Origin of the sequence: Luminiphilus syltensis NOR5-1B, assembly GCF_000158175.1 — a bacterium.
Lineage (GTDB): Bacteria > Pseudomonadota > Gammaproteobacteria > Pseudomonadales > Halieaceae > Luminiphilus > Luminiphilus syltensis.
The window spans coordinates 3,084,218-3,098,205 of sequence record NZ_DS999411.1 but is presented as its reverse complement, the minus strand read 5'-3'; the positions used below and the strand labels follow the sequence as shown (position 1 = coordinate 3,098,205).

Here is a 13,988-nt window from a genome sequence, read left to right as displayed (position 1 = left end):
CACAATGCCGAAAACCCGTGCAAACCGTGGACGACAGCGATGGCTAACTGGCCAGAGGTTGCGGACACGCTACCGTTATCTGCGCGCGGTTATGGTACCGCGCGCCAAGTGACAGGCTCCATCATGCAGCAAAATCTGGGTACTTTCGAACGCGGAGTGCGTCTGAGCGCCGGAATTCTATTCATTACTTACAGCGCTATTCAGGAGACGTTTGGGCTCATTGAGGGGTTGAGCGCTTTCGTCGGCGTGCTACTGATACTCAATGGTATCAGTGGTCGCTGCTACCTATGGCGTTGGCTAGGATTAAAGAGTTGCCAGTGCGATAGCGGCGGGGTATCCGATCAATCAGACGGCGGATCGTCGTCGAAGTAGCGTGGTTATCGGCGTTGAGCACTTCGCTCAGTGCCCACCTGTATCCCGACGCGGTCGATAACGCGGGTTTGCGGTCTTCGAGAGGATATTACCAGCGCTAAACCGGTTGCAAGCGCAAAGACGCTATCGCGGCGATCACGCCAAGCCCCATCAAAAGTAGAATGACCGATTGGGTGCCCAACATACCATCCACCGCTCCCAGCGCGGCACCGCTCAATAGAAATAGCCCCATTACCGTATTCCCCACCGCAGTGTAGCGAGCACGGTTGCTGTCGTCTGCGAGGTCGATCAGATAGGTGCTGCGACCGATGCGTACCCCGTGATGCGCAGTCGCCGCGGTAAAGATGACGAGTGCACTGATCGCCGGTTGGGAAAGCAGGAGGGGATAGTGACTGAGATAGAGTGTCGCGCCCAGCGTGGCGACGCAGAGCAGGGCTCCAGCGGCCATGACGCGGTGCGCCGCCGAGTCTGACCAAATGCCCCAAACCCGACCGGACAGCAGTGCGGATAGACCCTCCGCGGCGAGGAGGACCGCCAGGCCGATAACGACGTTTGCCCCCGCTGCCTGTACGAGGATGACGATGTAGGGAATCGCGAAGGCGGTCGCTACCAACAACATGCGAGCGATCAAAAACTGTCGGAATGGCCGTTGCTCAATAATGATCGCCAGATCCGAAAACAGGCCAGTGTTGTCATCAGCCTGCTGCTTGAGGGTGGCTGGCTCCTCGCTGACCTGGCCGTAAACGAGGGCAGCAGCCACCCACAGCAATGCGGCGCCAACGAGGATAATAACGAAGGTCGATGCCTCGCTGCGCAGCCCCTGTGGCGCAAGCCAGAGAAACAATGCCACGCCGATGGTGATGACCCCCGCCACCGAGGCGGCGGTGCCCGATAGGCGGCCGCGATGGCTTTTGGGAATCACCCGACCCATGACGTCCTTGATGGCAATGGAACAGACGCCGCGACTGAGGCTGAACACCGCGAGGGCGCCAATGACAGCCCAGGCGGCCGCGCTCGTGGGGAGAATGACAAGCGCCAATGCCATTGCGAGCAACGCACAGGCTTGTCCGAGGCTTCCAAAAACCCAAAACCATTTCCGAACCGTGTGCCGCTCCAGACCGCGTGCAACCAGCAACTGGGGAAGGAGTGCGAGGGACTCGCGGACGGGAACCAGCAAGGAAAGGGTGAGGGGCGGTGCGCCAAGGCTAGACAGCATCCAGGCGAGCACCAGGCGGCTACTGGTCAGAGCGTCGCCGAGCTTGGTCAGCGACAGCGAGAGCAGATGAATGCTGTAGTTGCGTTGGGCGACCGGATCGAGCTTACCTTCAGCAGCATCACTCATCGAAGCAGGCCAACCAGTAAGGGTACGATGATGGCGGTGATCAGCGCGTTCAATCCCATGGCCAGCCCGGACCAGGCGCCGGATTCCCGATCAAGCTGCAGCAAACGCGCGGTTCCCACGCCGTGTGACGCGGTGCCAATGGCCAGTCCAACCGCAAGTTTGTTGCGCACACCCAGGCGCGGTAACAGATGCGGTCCGATAATCGCCCCCAGAATACCCGTCAAAATAACGACCACGGCCGACAGTGCGGGCAGTCCACCCAGGCGTTCAGTAATCGCCATGGCCACTGGCGTGGTGACCGATTTCGGTGCCAGCGAAATAATGGTCTCCTCGCTCGCTCCCAGCCAGGCGGCGAGACCCATGGCACTGCAGGCCGCGACCAGAGAACCGGCGCTCACGGCGACGAGTATCAGCCCCATATTCTTCCGCACTCGGTTCAGCTGAAGAAACAGGGGTACTGCGAGGGCTACCGTGGCGGTACCGAGTAAAAAGTGCAGGGCTTGTGCGCCGGCAAAATACGCGGTGTAGTCCCTATCAGTCAGGTGCAGGAATAAGGCGACGAAGACCATACCGATGAGCACAGGATTGGCGAGGGGCGAGCGGCGAGTCACCCGGTAAATGCTGAGCGCAGCCAGATAACTGAATACGGTAACGGTGATTGCCAGCAAAGCACCGGGAAGCGGCGTTAAAAGGGCTTCCAGTGATTCAATCATCGGACAGGTCGTCCGATGCATAGGTGTGTACGATCAGGGCTGTGGTCATCATTCCGAGCAGGGTGCTGACCACCATGGCCACGGTGATGGGCAGCCATTCCCGTTCGATCAGACCCAGTAACATGATTACGCCGGTGCCTGCGGGGATAAACAAAAGCGACATATGCGAAAGCAAAAGCCCCGCGACACGATTGAGCGCAGCACTGGCGTGCCCAAGCGTCGCCAGTGTCAGCAACAAAAGTACAATGCCGATGACGGCCCCGGGCAGCGGTAGCCCGGTGGCAAAAACCAGCGCGGAGCCCGCCAACTGGCACAGTAGAAGGAGTGCTATTGATCGTGCAATGGCCATTATTCAGTTCCGGTCGCAGGCGGACGGTTACGTCGGTGGCGGGGTATACGCGGATTTGTGCACAGGGTATCACTGGAAATATTTTTGAACTTGGAGTATGTTTGCCGACCTGCAAGCCAGCGATAGCTGCGAGTCGGTAATTCTTAAGCCAGCCAATTACTTAGCGGTAGCGGGAAACCCACCGTTGGAGGAGCGATGACGCATAACGCCTATATTTTTGAAGCGGTCCGAACCCCGAGAAGCAAGGGGAAAAAAGACGGCAGTCTGCACGAAGTCAAGCCCGTGGATCTGGGTGCCGGATTGCTCCGCGCTATTCAGTCGCGCCACGATCTCGATACCAGTTACGTCGACGATGTGATCTTCGGCTGTGTTTCACCGATTGGTGAGCAGGGTGCCGACATCGCCAAGATGATTGCTCAGAACGCGGAGTGGGACGAGTCAGTTGCCGGCGTGCAGCTCGACCGCTTTTGTGCCTCGGGACTCGAGGCGGTGAATACCGCAGCGGCGAAGATAGCGTCGGGCTGGGATGACCTGATTGTCGCGGGCGGCGTCGAATGTATGTCACGGGTGCCCATGGGTTCCAGTGGCGGACCAATGGGTAACGATCCCGGGTTCTCATTGCGTACGGGTTTTGTTCCCCAGGGTGTCGGTGCCGATATGATTGCCACCATCGACGGCTACAGCCGAGAAGATGTAGACAGCTTTGCCGTCGAATCCCAGCGCCGGGCGGCCCACGCCCGCGATAGCGGCTGGTTCGATCGTTCGGTGGTACCGGTTTACGATGAAAGTGGCCTAACCATTCTCGAGCGCGATGATTTTATCAAGCCGAACACGACCCTGGAGATACTCGGCGGCCTGAAGGCCTCCTTTGCGATGCACGGCGATTTGGGTTTCGACGACATTATTCTCGAAAAATACAACGATTACGATGCGGTAAACCACGTTCACACGCCGGGCAACTCATCGGGAATCGTTGACGGATCCTCGGCAGTGCTTGTCGGTAACGAGCAAGCGGGTAAAGATCTGAATCTCACAGCTCGCGGGCGTGTGGTGGCCACCGCGTGTCTGGCCACCGACCCGACGATCATGTTGGCCGGGCCGGGGCCTTCAGCGAAAAAATGTCTGGAAAAGGCGGGCCTGGGTGTTGATGACATTGACCTCTGGGAAATCAACGAGGCGTTCGCTTCTGTTGCGCTGCGTTACATGAAGGACCTGGGTATCAGCCACGACATCACGAATGTGGTCGGCGGAGCCATTGCCATGGGCCACCCGCTGGGTGCGACCGGAGGCTGCCTGGTCAGCACGATGCTGGATGAACTTGAGCGACGCGGAAAAAAACGCGCCATGTTGTCGCTGTGTGTTGCGGGCGGGATGGGCATCTCTACGATCATCGAACGCGTCTGAGCGCTGAGCCAAAGGAATTGGGATTTTACAAATGAGCGGATTTAACTACGAGAAAGATGGTGACGGCATCGTCACAATCACCATGGATATGGATGGCCCGGTCAACTCGATGAGTGCCGAGTATGGCCCCATGATGAAAGCCACAGTGGATCGCCTTGAGGCCGAGTCGGATCTTACCGGTGTTGTGATTGCCTCAGCAAAGAAAACATTTTTTGCTGGCGGTGACCTCAAAATGCTGGCGCAGGTAACGTCTGAAACCGCCGGGGAATTCTTTGAAGGTTGCGAGGCGGTAAAAGCGGATCTGCGACGCCTCGAGCGCCTGCCTGTGCCCGTGGCTGCGGCTATTAACGGTGCCGCCCTCGGTGGCGGTCTGGAAATCTGTCTTGCCTGCAATTATCGCGTTGCCTGGGATGACAAATCGGTAAAGCTGGGGCTGCCGGAAGTCACCCTGGGCCTGCTTCCAGGTGGCGGCGGCATCGTACGTATGATCCATCTGCTGGGTTTGATGGCCTCCAACGAGTTTCTGCTGGAAGGTAAGCAGGTTGATCCCGCACGAGCCAAAGAGGCGGGAATTATCCATGAGGTGGTGGCGTCCAGGGACGAGCTGGTGGGTTTGGCAAAAGCCTGGATTCTTGCCAACAAAGACAATGAAGACGCCGCGGTGCAACCCTGGGATCGCAAGGGGCACAAAATTCCCGGCGGTAATGCCAATACCCCCAGTCTGGCACAGATGATTCCCGCAGCGGCGCCTATGCTGATCAAGAAGACGCGCGGACTGCTGCCAGCACCTGAAAAGATTCTTGATGTCGCGGTGAGTGCGCTGCGTGTGGACTTCGATACGGCCTTGCGGATTGAAAGCCGGGGGCTGACGTATCTTGTCCAGACCGCTGTAGCGAAGAACATGATTAATACCTTCTTCTTCCAGCTGAACAAGGTCAATGGCGGTGCCTCGCGGCCCAGTGACGTAGAGCCGCAGGCCACTAAAAAGGTAGGCGTACTGGGCGCTGGAATGATGGGGCAGGGCATTGCTTATGTCTCAGCTATGGCCGGTATCGAGGTTGTTTTAAAGGACATCGATAAAGACGCGGCCATAAAGGGCAAAGGCTACTCGGAGAAGCTCCTGCAGAAGCGTGTTGATAAAGGCCGGATGACCGCGGAAAAAATGCAGGAGGTTCTCGCCCTGATCACGCCGTCGGCCGACAATGCCGACCTTGAGGGTTGCGATCTCATTATTGAGGCCGTCTTCGAAAATATGACGCTCAAGCACAAGATCACCAAGGAGACCGAACCCTGTCTCGCCGAAGGGGGTGTGTGGGGGTCGAATACGTCCACGCTACCGATCACTGAGCTGGCCGAAGCCAGTATCAATCCCGAGAATTTTATCGGGATCCACTTTTTCTCGCCGGTCGACAAGATGCCGCTGGTGGAAATTATCTGCGGTGAGCAGACCGGTGATGTGGCGCTTGCAAAGGCGTTTGATTTCGCGCGCCAGATTCGCAAGACGCCGATTGTGGTCAATGACTCACTGGGCTTCTTCACGTCACGTACGTTTGCAACCTACCTTGAAGAGGGCGCGCGCCTGGTGATGGAAGGGCTGCATCCCATCAAGATCGACAATCTGGGTAAAGCGATTGGAATGCCCGTCGGGCCCCTCACAATACAGGATGAGGTGAGCCAGGAACTGTCGAGAAAGGCGCAAGCGACCTGGGTCGAACTGGGTTACGCCGATCGTTTCGGTGACCAGAGCCAGTATCGCGACTTTATCGACTGGATGGTGTTGGAAAACGATCGCGGCGGTCGCCACCACGGCGGTGGTTACTACGACTACCACGCGGATGGCAGCAAGACCCTGTGGCCGGTGGTCGTCGATAAATATTACAAACCTGAGGTGTCCCTCGCCGATGAGGATGTCAAGGATCGATTGCTCTTCAGACAGGTGATTGAGGCACTGAAATGTCTGGAGTCTGGTGTTCTTCGCACGGTGGCGGACGGTAACGTGGGTTCGATTATGGGTATTGGTGCGCCCGTATGGACGGGTGGCTTTATTCAGTTTGTGAATACCTATGGGTTGGACAAGTTCATCGCCCGTTGCGAGGAACTGTCTGCGGCGTATGGCGATCGCTTTGATCCGCCGGCGATTGTGGCCGAGAAGCTCGCCGCCGGAGAGAACTTCTCCTAATACCGCCAACGCGCGGTCTCTCAGGGTCCGCGCTTTCCCACGGCGCCGTGCTTGCCAATGGCGAGCAAAGTGCTGCAGACTCGTCCGATGTGTGGCCGCTACGTACTGACCGTGAATAATCGTCCCGAGTTGAAGACGCTCGGGATTGAAGTCCGCGATCGCTTCAACATAGCGCCTCAAACCGAAGTGCTGGTGTTGGATGAAACCGAAACGCCGGTACTAAAGCCATGGGATTACAGCCCTTCCTGGGCTGACCCTGCCATGCATCTGATCAACGCCCGCAGCGAGACGCTTCGGCAAAAGCCCGCCTTTCGTGGTGCAAAACGCTGTGTATTTCTTGCCGATGGCTGGTACGAGTGGCATCGGGACCATCGCGGCAAGACCCCTTATTACCACCATCTGGGTCAGGAGCTGCTCTACTTTGCGGGTATTTATAACGAAACCTCCGGCTGTGCGATTGTTACCCGCGAAGCCCACGATAACCTGCAGTTTGTGCACCACCGACAGCCAGTGCTTTTGGAATCACGCGCCGTGCCGCACTGGCTTGAGGGTCACGACCTCTTCGCCAGTGCCATTTCCCATCAGGTGGAATGTTATCCTGTGAGTCAGGCCGTTAATTCGCCGGGCAATGATGGCCCCTCATTGATCGACCCGCGTCAGTACCAGCCTACGTCCAGCCCAACGCCCGCTTTAGGCGAATCCGGAGATCTTTTTGATTGATGTGTTCACTATGATTGCAGACCTGCAGGTGGTCCCATGACGCCCGATGATTTTGAGCCGCTGGATACGGCGCCGTCGCTGAGCGCGATCCCTGATCTTCCGGATCGTTACGAGCGCAAAAAAGACTATCGCCGGGACGTGGCTGACTGGAAGAAGCGGATGCTGCGTGTTCAGCAAACCTATTTTTCCCAGGGACAGCGTGTGGTTCTGGTGTTTGAAGGTGTCGACGCCGCAGGGAAGGGCGGCGCCATCCGCCGTCTGACGGCGCTGCTGGATCCCCGTGGCTTTACCGTGCATTCGATAGGCCCGCCCACCGCGTTGGAGCACGGCCGACACTACCTGTATCGATTTTTTCACCGCCTGCCGATACCCGGTGCCCTGGCGATTTTCGATCGCAGCTGGTATGGCCGTTTACTGGTTGAGCGGGTCGAGGGTTTTGCCACACCACCCGAGTGGCAGAGGGCTTATCGTGAGATTCGTGAATTTGAACGCTGGCTCACTGATGACGGTGTGCGCGTCGTAAAAATCTTCTTGCACATCGACAAGGACGAGCAGGCCAGGCGTTTTCTCCTGCGGCTGAAAACCCCCGAGAAACGATGGAAGTTGACGGAAGAGGATATTCGCAACCGACAGCAATGGGATGACTATGAAGCGGCCACGAACGAGATGTTCAAGCGCACCCATACCGATAACGCTCCCTGGCACCTGATCAGTGGGCGACGCAAATGGACGGCGAGGGTGGAGGTACTGCGAACCGTGGTCTGTGCATTGGAGCGGGGCGTTAATCTTGAGCCCGTGCAAACCGATCCGGCGGCGCTGTTGGCGGCGCAGAAAGAGCTGGGATTGGACTCCACTGAAGACCTATAGCTGCTGAGTGTCCAGCGCATCACGCTGTGATGACGTTAAGGGAGTCTTCGCAAAAGCCGCCAGCTCCTCATCGAGGGCTCGTCCCGATGTTGCCCGAGGTTTTGACAACGGCGCGATCCACAAATAAATCACGGGTGTGAGGTAGAGGGTGAACACGGTTGCCAGCCCCAGGCCGCCGAACACCACCCAACCGACCGCCATTCGCGCTTCAGAACCCGGCCCGGATGCCAGCACCAGTGGCAGGGCGCCGAGCACCGTAGAGATCATGGTCATGACAATAGGGCGGCTGCGCAAGGTCGCGGCTTCGATAATGGCCGCCTTGACCGATGCTCCGGCGTCCCGCTCCTGATCGGCAAACTCAACCAGCAGGATACCATTTTTGGCAATCAGGCCGATAAGCATAACCAGCCCTACCTGGGAATAAATATTCAATGAAGTGTCGGTGATAAACAGTGCGACCACAGCGGCGGCGATGCCAAAAGGAACAATGAGCATGATCACCAGCGCAGAAGTCAGGCTTTCAAACTGAGCCACCAGCACCAGGAAAACAATGAACAGCGCAAAGCAAAAGGTGATTAATGTATCCCGGTTGGTGCGATCCAGTTCAGCCGCTTCCCCAAGTGTCACCATGGTAATGTCACCGGGAAGTACGCCCTCCGCTATAGCGAATAGTTCATCAATCGCACTTTGAAGGGCAACCCCCGGAATGACCGATGCATCGATCTCTATCGTCCGACGCTGTAGTCGGCGATCGAGCTGATCGGCGACGCCGCGCTCCTCAAGCGTGACGATACTCGACAGCGGAATCAGTGCCCCATTATTGCTGCGAACATAGAGGTTGATGAGATCATCAGGACCCTTGATGGCATTGCTACCGGCTTCCAGAAAAACTGAGATCGCTTGATCATCCGCGTTCAAGTCCACTATGCGAAGCCCATCGACCATGACACGCAGGGTTTGGGCGAGATCGTCAAGAGCAATATCAAGATCAGCCGCGCGCTGTCGATCAATGTTCACCGAGAGTTGGGGCTGGGAGGGCTGATAAGAGATTCGCGGCCGGGTTACGGTTTCGCTGTTCTCCCGGATCTTTTCGGTGAAGTCGCGGGCGGCGGCAAACATCTCTCCGTAATCCGACCCGAGTAGGGCAAGACTCACCCCGCCACCGGATGCGCCGCGAAGATTGAGGCTGTTGCCACCGAAAACCCCCATATTCATTCCGGGTAATCCCGACAGCAAGGGGTTGAGTTCGGCAGCGATGGCCTGCTGACTCCGATCCCGTTGGTTCCAGGGAGCGAGCTGTGCATTCATATAGATGATGTTGGGATCCCATCGCCCAACCACGGTGTAAAGCGATTCGATTTCCCCGTTTTCGATTAATGGCACAAGGATATTTTCGATCCGATCGCTCTGGCGCTCTACGTAGCTGAGACCAACGCCATTGGGGCCCCGTCCCCAAATACCGATAAATCCGCGGTCCTCCGGGGGTAGCAGCTCCTGGTCAAGCTGCTGATATAGGGCGCCGGAGCCGCCGGCAGCGGCGATGCAGGCGAGCAATGTTATTGCCGGGCGATTGAGTATCCGTTGCAATGAACGCCGGTAAAAGCTCGTCAATTTATTGCCCACCGCGCCGAGTCGCCTTTTCCTTGGCGTCTGGAAAGCTAATCGGGACATCGCTGCGGGAACCAGCGAGAGCGCTACAAAAGAGGAAATCGCTACCGCTGCCGAGAGGACGAGGCCAAACTCGCGAAACAGTCGGCCCGCTGTACCCGGTAGAAACGCAATGGGAATGAACACGGCCACCAGCACTGCAGTGGTGGCTATCACCGCAAAAAAGACCTGGTGGGTGCCGACCACGGCGGCAGCGCTCGAGCCCGAGCCCTCGGCCCGGCGCCGCTGAATACTTTCAAGCACGACGATGGCGTCGTCGACAATCAGCCCGGTGGCCAATACCAATGCCAGCAGGGTGAGTATGTTGATGGAAAATCCCAGAATCCAGCTAATGGCCAATGTGCCCAGCAACGAGACCGGTATGGCCAGTGCCGGTATGAGCGTCAGTAACATCGATCCCGTGAAGAGTCGGATCGTCGCGATAACCACCAGAATCGACACCGCCAATGTTTTTATCACTTCCGCTACAGCGCCGCGTATGAACAACGCGTCATCGGAAATTTTTATCAGTTCCACGCCCTCAAGGCGCTGATTCAACGCGGCGATGGCCCGGTTAACACCATCGGATATTTCAATGGTATTGGAGCCGGCTTGCCGCACTACGCCGATACCGACAACGCGCTCACCGTTGAAGCGAACGATGTTTTCCGGGTCTGCTGGTGTGAAGGCGACCCGGGCGATATCGCCAACGCGAACTTCATCGCGTATCTGCAGCGCGGCGATGTCCTCCTCCGAGGTCACTTTGGCATTGGCACGAACGAGTAACTGCTGGTCACCCGAGCGGAAGCTGCCTGCGGGTACATCCAGCGGTGCCCGGCGTAAAACCTCGGCCAGATCCGCCACCGTCAGGCCATAGCTGGTCATACGCAGTGGATCGAGAATGATACGCAAGATGCGGTCTCGGGCACCAAAGGTGGGTACGTCAGCCACTCCGGGTAGAGAAATGAAGGCAGGAACAATGTCCTTATCAACGATACGCGCCAACTTCTCTTCGCCATAGATGTCGCTGCGAATGGCGATGCGGACTATTTCCTCGGCGTCTTCATCGGCTTTGAAAACACTGATCTGCTCTACGTTTTCGGGTAAGTCCTGAGCCACCCGGCTGACCGCTTCACGTACATCGGCGGCAGCGCGATCCACATCTGAACCCGGTCCAAACTCGACGCGCACCCGGGAATTGTTTTCTTCGCTGGAAGAGCTGATCTCGGTTGCACCGGAGACCCGGGCGACAGCGCCCTCCAGGATGCGTGTCACCTCTGCATCCATGGTCTCGGGCGAGGCGCCGGGAAGGGTGGTGCGCACATTGACTATCGGGCGGTCTACATCAGGTAATTCACGCACTTCGATCGCGAGCAGAGCCGCAATCCCGGCGACTGCAATCAGTAGATTCATGACGGCAGTCAGCCAGGGACGCCTTACCCCCAGCTCGGGCAGGCCACCCACCAGGCGCTTCCCCAGGTGGTCAGCCATCGGTACCATCCGCCTCGGCAGAGGACGCGGCGAGTACGCTACGCGCCTGGGTGTCCAGCTGCTGTTCATCGAGTAGGCGGACCGAGAGTCCCTCCCGCATGGCCTGAACGCCTTCGGAGACCACAGGAGTACCCACAGGAATATCAGCCTCGATTAATAGATTGCCATCGATTCGTTGCACCAGCGTGACGGACGTTCTCAGGGCTTGTCCATTGACGACCGTCCACAGGTAGGGTCCATCGGCTCCCCACTGCACCGATACATCGGGTACGGCAAGGTACCTGCCCCTCGACAGGGTGAGTAGCATTTCAAACGCCATGCCGGGCCGCAGTTGGTCCTGAGCGTTGGCGATGACTGCGCGTACCGTGACTGCACGGGAGCCAGGATCGACCTGTGAATTCACCGCGATGATTTCACCGCTAATCGGGGGCGCTTGGGATTCCCAGCGCCGTGCCTGGACCGGGGTACCTTTCCTGATTTCATCCATTAGCATCCCGGGGATGTCAAAGGCGATCAGCAGGCTTGACCGGTTGTCAATATTGGTAATCGGCGTCGACGTTTCAACCCGGTCACCGGCATCGATCTCGGTGAGCCCCACATGTCCCTCAAAGGGGGCGATCACCTGGCGTCGCTGCAGCGCCAGTTCAGCAGTTCGGAGCGCGATTTCAGCGGACTCCAGTGCCAGTCGCGCCTCATCGACCGTGCTTTGGGGCACGTTTTTGCTGTCTTCATTGATTGTTCGATAGCGGTCCACAAGCCGCTGCGCATCGGCGACGCGTACTTCAGCCAATTCCACGGCGAGTACCTCGTCACGATCATCGAGCTGCACGAGCAAGTCACCGCGCTTTACACGGTCGTCCGCGTCGAAATGCACGGCGGTTACCAAACCATCGGATTCGGGATAAATGACGGCGCTATCCAGTGATCGGGCGGTACCAATGGCGCGGACGGCCTGCCGCCACTCCTGCCATTGAATCGGTGTGCCGACCACAGCGACCTTTTTATCGACACCACCCGAATTGGTACCGTTAGTGCTCACCGCAGATTTATGTTCGCAACCCATAAAAACGCACAAAACCACGGCGGTAAGTAGCGCGCTGGCAACATAGTGGTGTGTGGTGGGCATTGTCAGTAGGGTCCCTGCATTAGCGGCACTGCCTTGAAGACACCAGACAGAGCGGCGCCGATACTACGCGGTGCCCTTAAAGGGCAGATCATCACACGACGTTTCATTGCGGCCGCCGCCACGGATTTGATGAATCTCTATTGGGCATGTGCGCCTGACTCTTGGAACAACGCACTAACGCGTCCGGAGAATAGTCATAGTAATCGGGGACTCTAGCATAATCGCGCAGCAGTCCCGTCGGTGGCGCGCGCTGGCCGGTTATTGGCACTTGCAGCTTGGTCCGGGATCAGTAGACTACCGCCTCCCTGAACGCCCTCGCTCCCCCCATCCATTGGCTTGCCGCAAGGATTACTATGTTTAGCCCCGTGAAAAGATGCTCCCATCAGATTATTGGGGCCGCCCTGTTTTGTGGGTTTCTGGCGACACCTGCTTTTGCGACCAATGGCTACTTGACCCACGGTATTGGCACGCACAACAAAGCATTAGCCGGGTCTGGCGATGCGACGCCGAGGATGGCGATTGACGCGGCCAACAACCCCGCTTCGGGTGTGAAATTGCCGCGTTCGTTGGATCTGGGCCTGGCGATTTTTTCACCGCGTCGGGAATACTCCGTATCGGAGAGCCAATTGAACGGTCAGTTCGGTGCCTTTTCCCTGGCCGAGGGAACGGTAAAAAGCGACCGTGATTACTTTGTGATTCCTTATCTGGCGAAGAATTGGCGACTCGATGATAACAGCGCAGTGACGCTGTCGACTTACGGACGCGGCGGTATGAATACGGATTATCGCGGTGGCGCGGCCAGTTTTGATCCGGATGGCCCGGGTCCCGCACCCGTGGGTACGTTTCGCGGTACCTTTGGCGCCGGTGACGCGGGGGTGAATCTGAGCCAGGCGTTTCTCGAGATCGCCTACAGCATGCAACGCGCCGACTGGTCTCTCGGTATAGCGCCGGTTATTGCCTATCAGATGTTTGAGGCTACAGGTTTGGCTAGCTTCGCTCCCTTCACCCGAACCTTTGCTGCGAGCGGAGGCACGCAGTCCCCCGAGAATTTAACCGACCGTGGTAGCGATTCCAGTTTTGGGTACGGCGTTAAGCTTGGTGCGATCTGGCAGGCGAGCGAGGCATTGGCGCTGTCTTTGGCTTACCAAAGTGAAACCAAAATGGACGCCTTTGATGACTACAGTGATTTGTTCGCGGAAAGCGGTGACTTTGATATTCCTGCTTCAACACGCTTGGGTATCAGCTACGCAGTAGCGCCACGCGTCATGTTGCACTTTGATATTGAGCATACCCAGTACGGTGATGTCGGTTCTGTGGGTAATCCGTTGAGCTCCGTTATTGGCTGTCCCTCGGCGGGCCTCGGTGGTACTGAGATCGAGAACTGTCTCGGTGGCAAAGAGGGCTTTGGTTTTGGTTGGGACGATGTCACTGTTTATCAGGCCGGTATTGAGTGGCAGCCCTCGGCGCTGCCAAACCTGACCTGGTTGGCGGGATATAATTACGGCGAACAGCCGATTGATGACAGCGATGCGGTGATTAATATTCTGGCGCCGGGAGTGGTTGAGCAGCACTTTACCGGTGGATTCCGGTTGATGCTCGACAGTGGCGATATGCTATCGGCTGCCATCATGTACGCCCCGAAAAAATCGGTCTCCGGTGCCAACTTTTTTGATCCCACCCAACAAGTGGAGCTATCGATGAAGCAGTTTGAAATTGAAGTGTCCTATACCTTCAACTAACCCTCCTTGGGTTGCCCCCTTGGCTCGATGTCCCGGGGG

General features: G+C 57.6%; 11 protein-coding genes. 6 read left to right on the top strand and 5 right to left on the bottom strand.

All coding sequences use genetic code 11. The features are described 5' to 3' along the window. Positions 1-39: 39 nt before the first annotated feature. Positions 40-372 (top strand): YgaP family membrane protein, encoded by a 333-nt coding sequence (locus tag NOR51B_RS14045; RefSeq protein ID WP_040482165.1) that lies wholly within the window; start codon positions 40-42, stop codon positions 370-372. Between the two features lie 97 nt (positions 373-469). Here NOR51B_RS14045 and NOR51B_RS14040 read toward each other — a convergent pair whose 3' ends face one another. From NOR51B_RS14040 to NOR51B_RS14030, 3 genes are read right to left on the bottom strand one after another with little or no spacing between them, the layout of a single operon-like run. Then, positions 470-1,714 (bottom strand): permease, major facilitator superfamily, encoded by a 1,245-nt coding sequence (locus NOR51B_RS14040; RefSeq protein WP_009020248.1) that lies wholly within the window; start codon positions 1,712-1,714, stop codon positions 470-472. Continuing rightward, the gene (locus NOR51B_RS14035) at positions 1,711-2,427 is read right to left on the bottom strand and encodes an LrgB family protein (RefSeq protein WP_009020211.1); all 717 of its coding nucleotides are present in this window, start codon (positions 2,425-2,427) and stop codon (positions 1,711-1,713) included. The genes NOR51B_RS14040 and NOR51B_RS14035 overlap by 4 nt, the downstream gene beginning before the upstream one ends. Further along, positions 2,420-2,776 (bottom strand): CidA/LrgA family protein, encoded by a 357-nt coding sequence (locus tag NOR51B_RS14030; RefSeq protein ID WP_009019525.1) that lies wholly within the window; start codon positions 2,774-2,776, stop codon positions 2,420-2,422. The genes NOR51B_RS14035 and NOR51B_RS14030 overlap by 8 nt, the downstream gene beginning before the upstream one ends. A 195-nt stretch (positions 2,777-2,971) precedes the next feature. Between NOR51B_RS14030 and NOR51B_RS14025 the strand changes: the two genes are divergently transcribed. From NOR51B_RS14025 to NOR51B_RS14010, 4 genes are all read left to right on the top strand, one after another. Next, positions 2,972-4,180, top strand: a complete 1,209-nt coding sequence (locus NOR51B_RS14025; RefSeq protein WP_009019065.1) for an acetyl-CoA C-acetyltransferase — start codon at positions 2,972-2,974, stop codon at positions 4,178-4,180. Positions 4,181-4,211: 31 nt separating this feature from the next. Beyond that, positions 4,212-6,359 carry a 3-hydroxyacyl-CoA dehydrogenase NAD-binding domain-containing protein gene (locus NOR51B_RS14020; RefSeq protein ID WP_009019276.1) on the top strand — a complete coding sequence of 716 codons (2,148 nt, stop codon included), beginning with the start codon at positions 4,212-4,214 and terminating at the stop codon, positions 6,357-6,359. Between the two features lie 69 nt (positions 6,360-6,428). Beyond that, positions 6,429-7,079: an SOS response-associated peptidase gene (locus tag NOR51B_RS14015; protein WP_230198478.1), complete on the top strand. Its 651-nt coding sequence runs from the start codon at positions 6,429-6,431 to the stop codon at positions 7,077-7,079. Between the two features lie 36 nt (positions 7,080-7,115). Then, positions 7,116-7,946 carry a polyphosphate kinase 2 family protein gene (locus NOR51B_RS14010; RefSeq protein WP_040482164.1) on the top strand — a complete coding sequence of 277 codons (831 nt, stop codon included), beginning with the start codon at positions 7,116-7,118 and terminating at the stop codon, positions 7,944-7,946. Here NOR51B_RS14010 and NOR51B_RS14005 read toward each other — a convergent pair. Further along, complete coding sequence (locus NOR51B_RS14005; protein ID WP_009021264.1) at positions 7,941-11,084, bottom strand: efflux RND transporter permease subunit; 3,144 nt, start codon at positions 11,082-11,084, stop codon at positions 7,941-7,943. The genes NOR51B_RS14010 and NOR51B_RS14005 overlap by 6 nt on opposite strands. After that, a complete protein-coding gene (locus tag NOR51B_RS14000) occupies positions 11,077-12,210 on the bottom strand; it encodes an efflux RND transporter periplasmic adaptor subunit (RefSeq protein WP_009018842.1) in 1,134 nt (377 codons plus the stop codon). The genes NOR51B_RS14005 and NOR51B_RS14000 overlap by 8 nt, the downstream gene beginning before the upstream one ends. 353 nt (positions 12,211-12,563) lie before the next feature. On the opposite strand from NOR51B_RS14000, the gene NOR51B_RS13995 reads away from it, so the two are divergent. Beyond that, positions 12,564-13,949, top strand: a complete 1,386-nt coding sequence (locus NOR51B_RS13995; RefSeq protein ID WP_009021695.1) for an OmpP1/FadL family transporter — start codon at positions 12,564-12,566, stop codon at positions 13,947-13,949. The last annotated feature ends 39 nt before the right edge of the window (positions 13,950-13,988 follow it).

Bases quoted from the DNA above. Each gene is read 5' to 3' on its own strand.
- NOR51B_RS14000 (WP_009018842.1), bottom strand. From the start codon at position 12,210: ATGCCCACCACACACCACTATGTTGCCAGCGCGCTACTTACCGCCGTG.
- NOR51B_RS14035 (WP_009020211.1), bottom strand. From the start codon at position 2,427: ATGATTGAATCACTGGAAGCCCTTTTAACGCCGCTTCCCGGTGCTTTG.
- NOR51B_RS14020 (WP_009019276.1), top strand. From the start codon at position 4,212: ATGAGCGGATTTAACTACGAGAAAGATGGTGACGGCATCGTCACAATC.
- NOR51B_RS14040 (WP_009020248.1), bottom strand. From the start codon at position 1,714: ATGAGTGATGCTGCTGAAGGTAAGCTCGATCCGGTCGCCCAACGCAAC.
- NOR51B_RS14010 (WP_040482164.1), top strand. From the start codon at position 7,116: ATGACGCCCGATGATTTTGAGCCGCTGGATACGGCGCCGTCGCTGAGC.
- NOR51B_RS14025 (WP_009019065.1), top strand. From the start codon at position 2,972: ATGACGCATAACGCCTATATTTTTGAAGCGGTCCGAACCCCGAGAAGC.
- NOR51B_RS13995 (WP_009021695.1), top strand. From the start codon at position 12,564: ATGTTTAGCCCCGTGAAAAGATGCTCCCATCAGATTATTGGGGCCGCC.
- NOR51B_RS14005 (WP_009021264.1), bottom strand. From the start codon at position 11,084: ATGGCTGACCACCTGGGGAAGCGCCTGGTGGGTGGCCTGCCCGAGCTG.
- NOR51B_RS14030 (WP_009019525.1), bottom strand. From the start codon at position 2,776: ATGGCCATTGCACGATCAATAGCACTCCTTCTACTGTGCCAGTTGGCG.
- NOR51B_RS14045 (WP_040482165.1), top strand. From the start codon at position 40: ATGGCTAACTGGCCAGAGGTTGCGGACACGCTACCGTTATCTGCGCGC.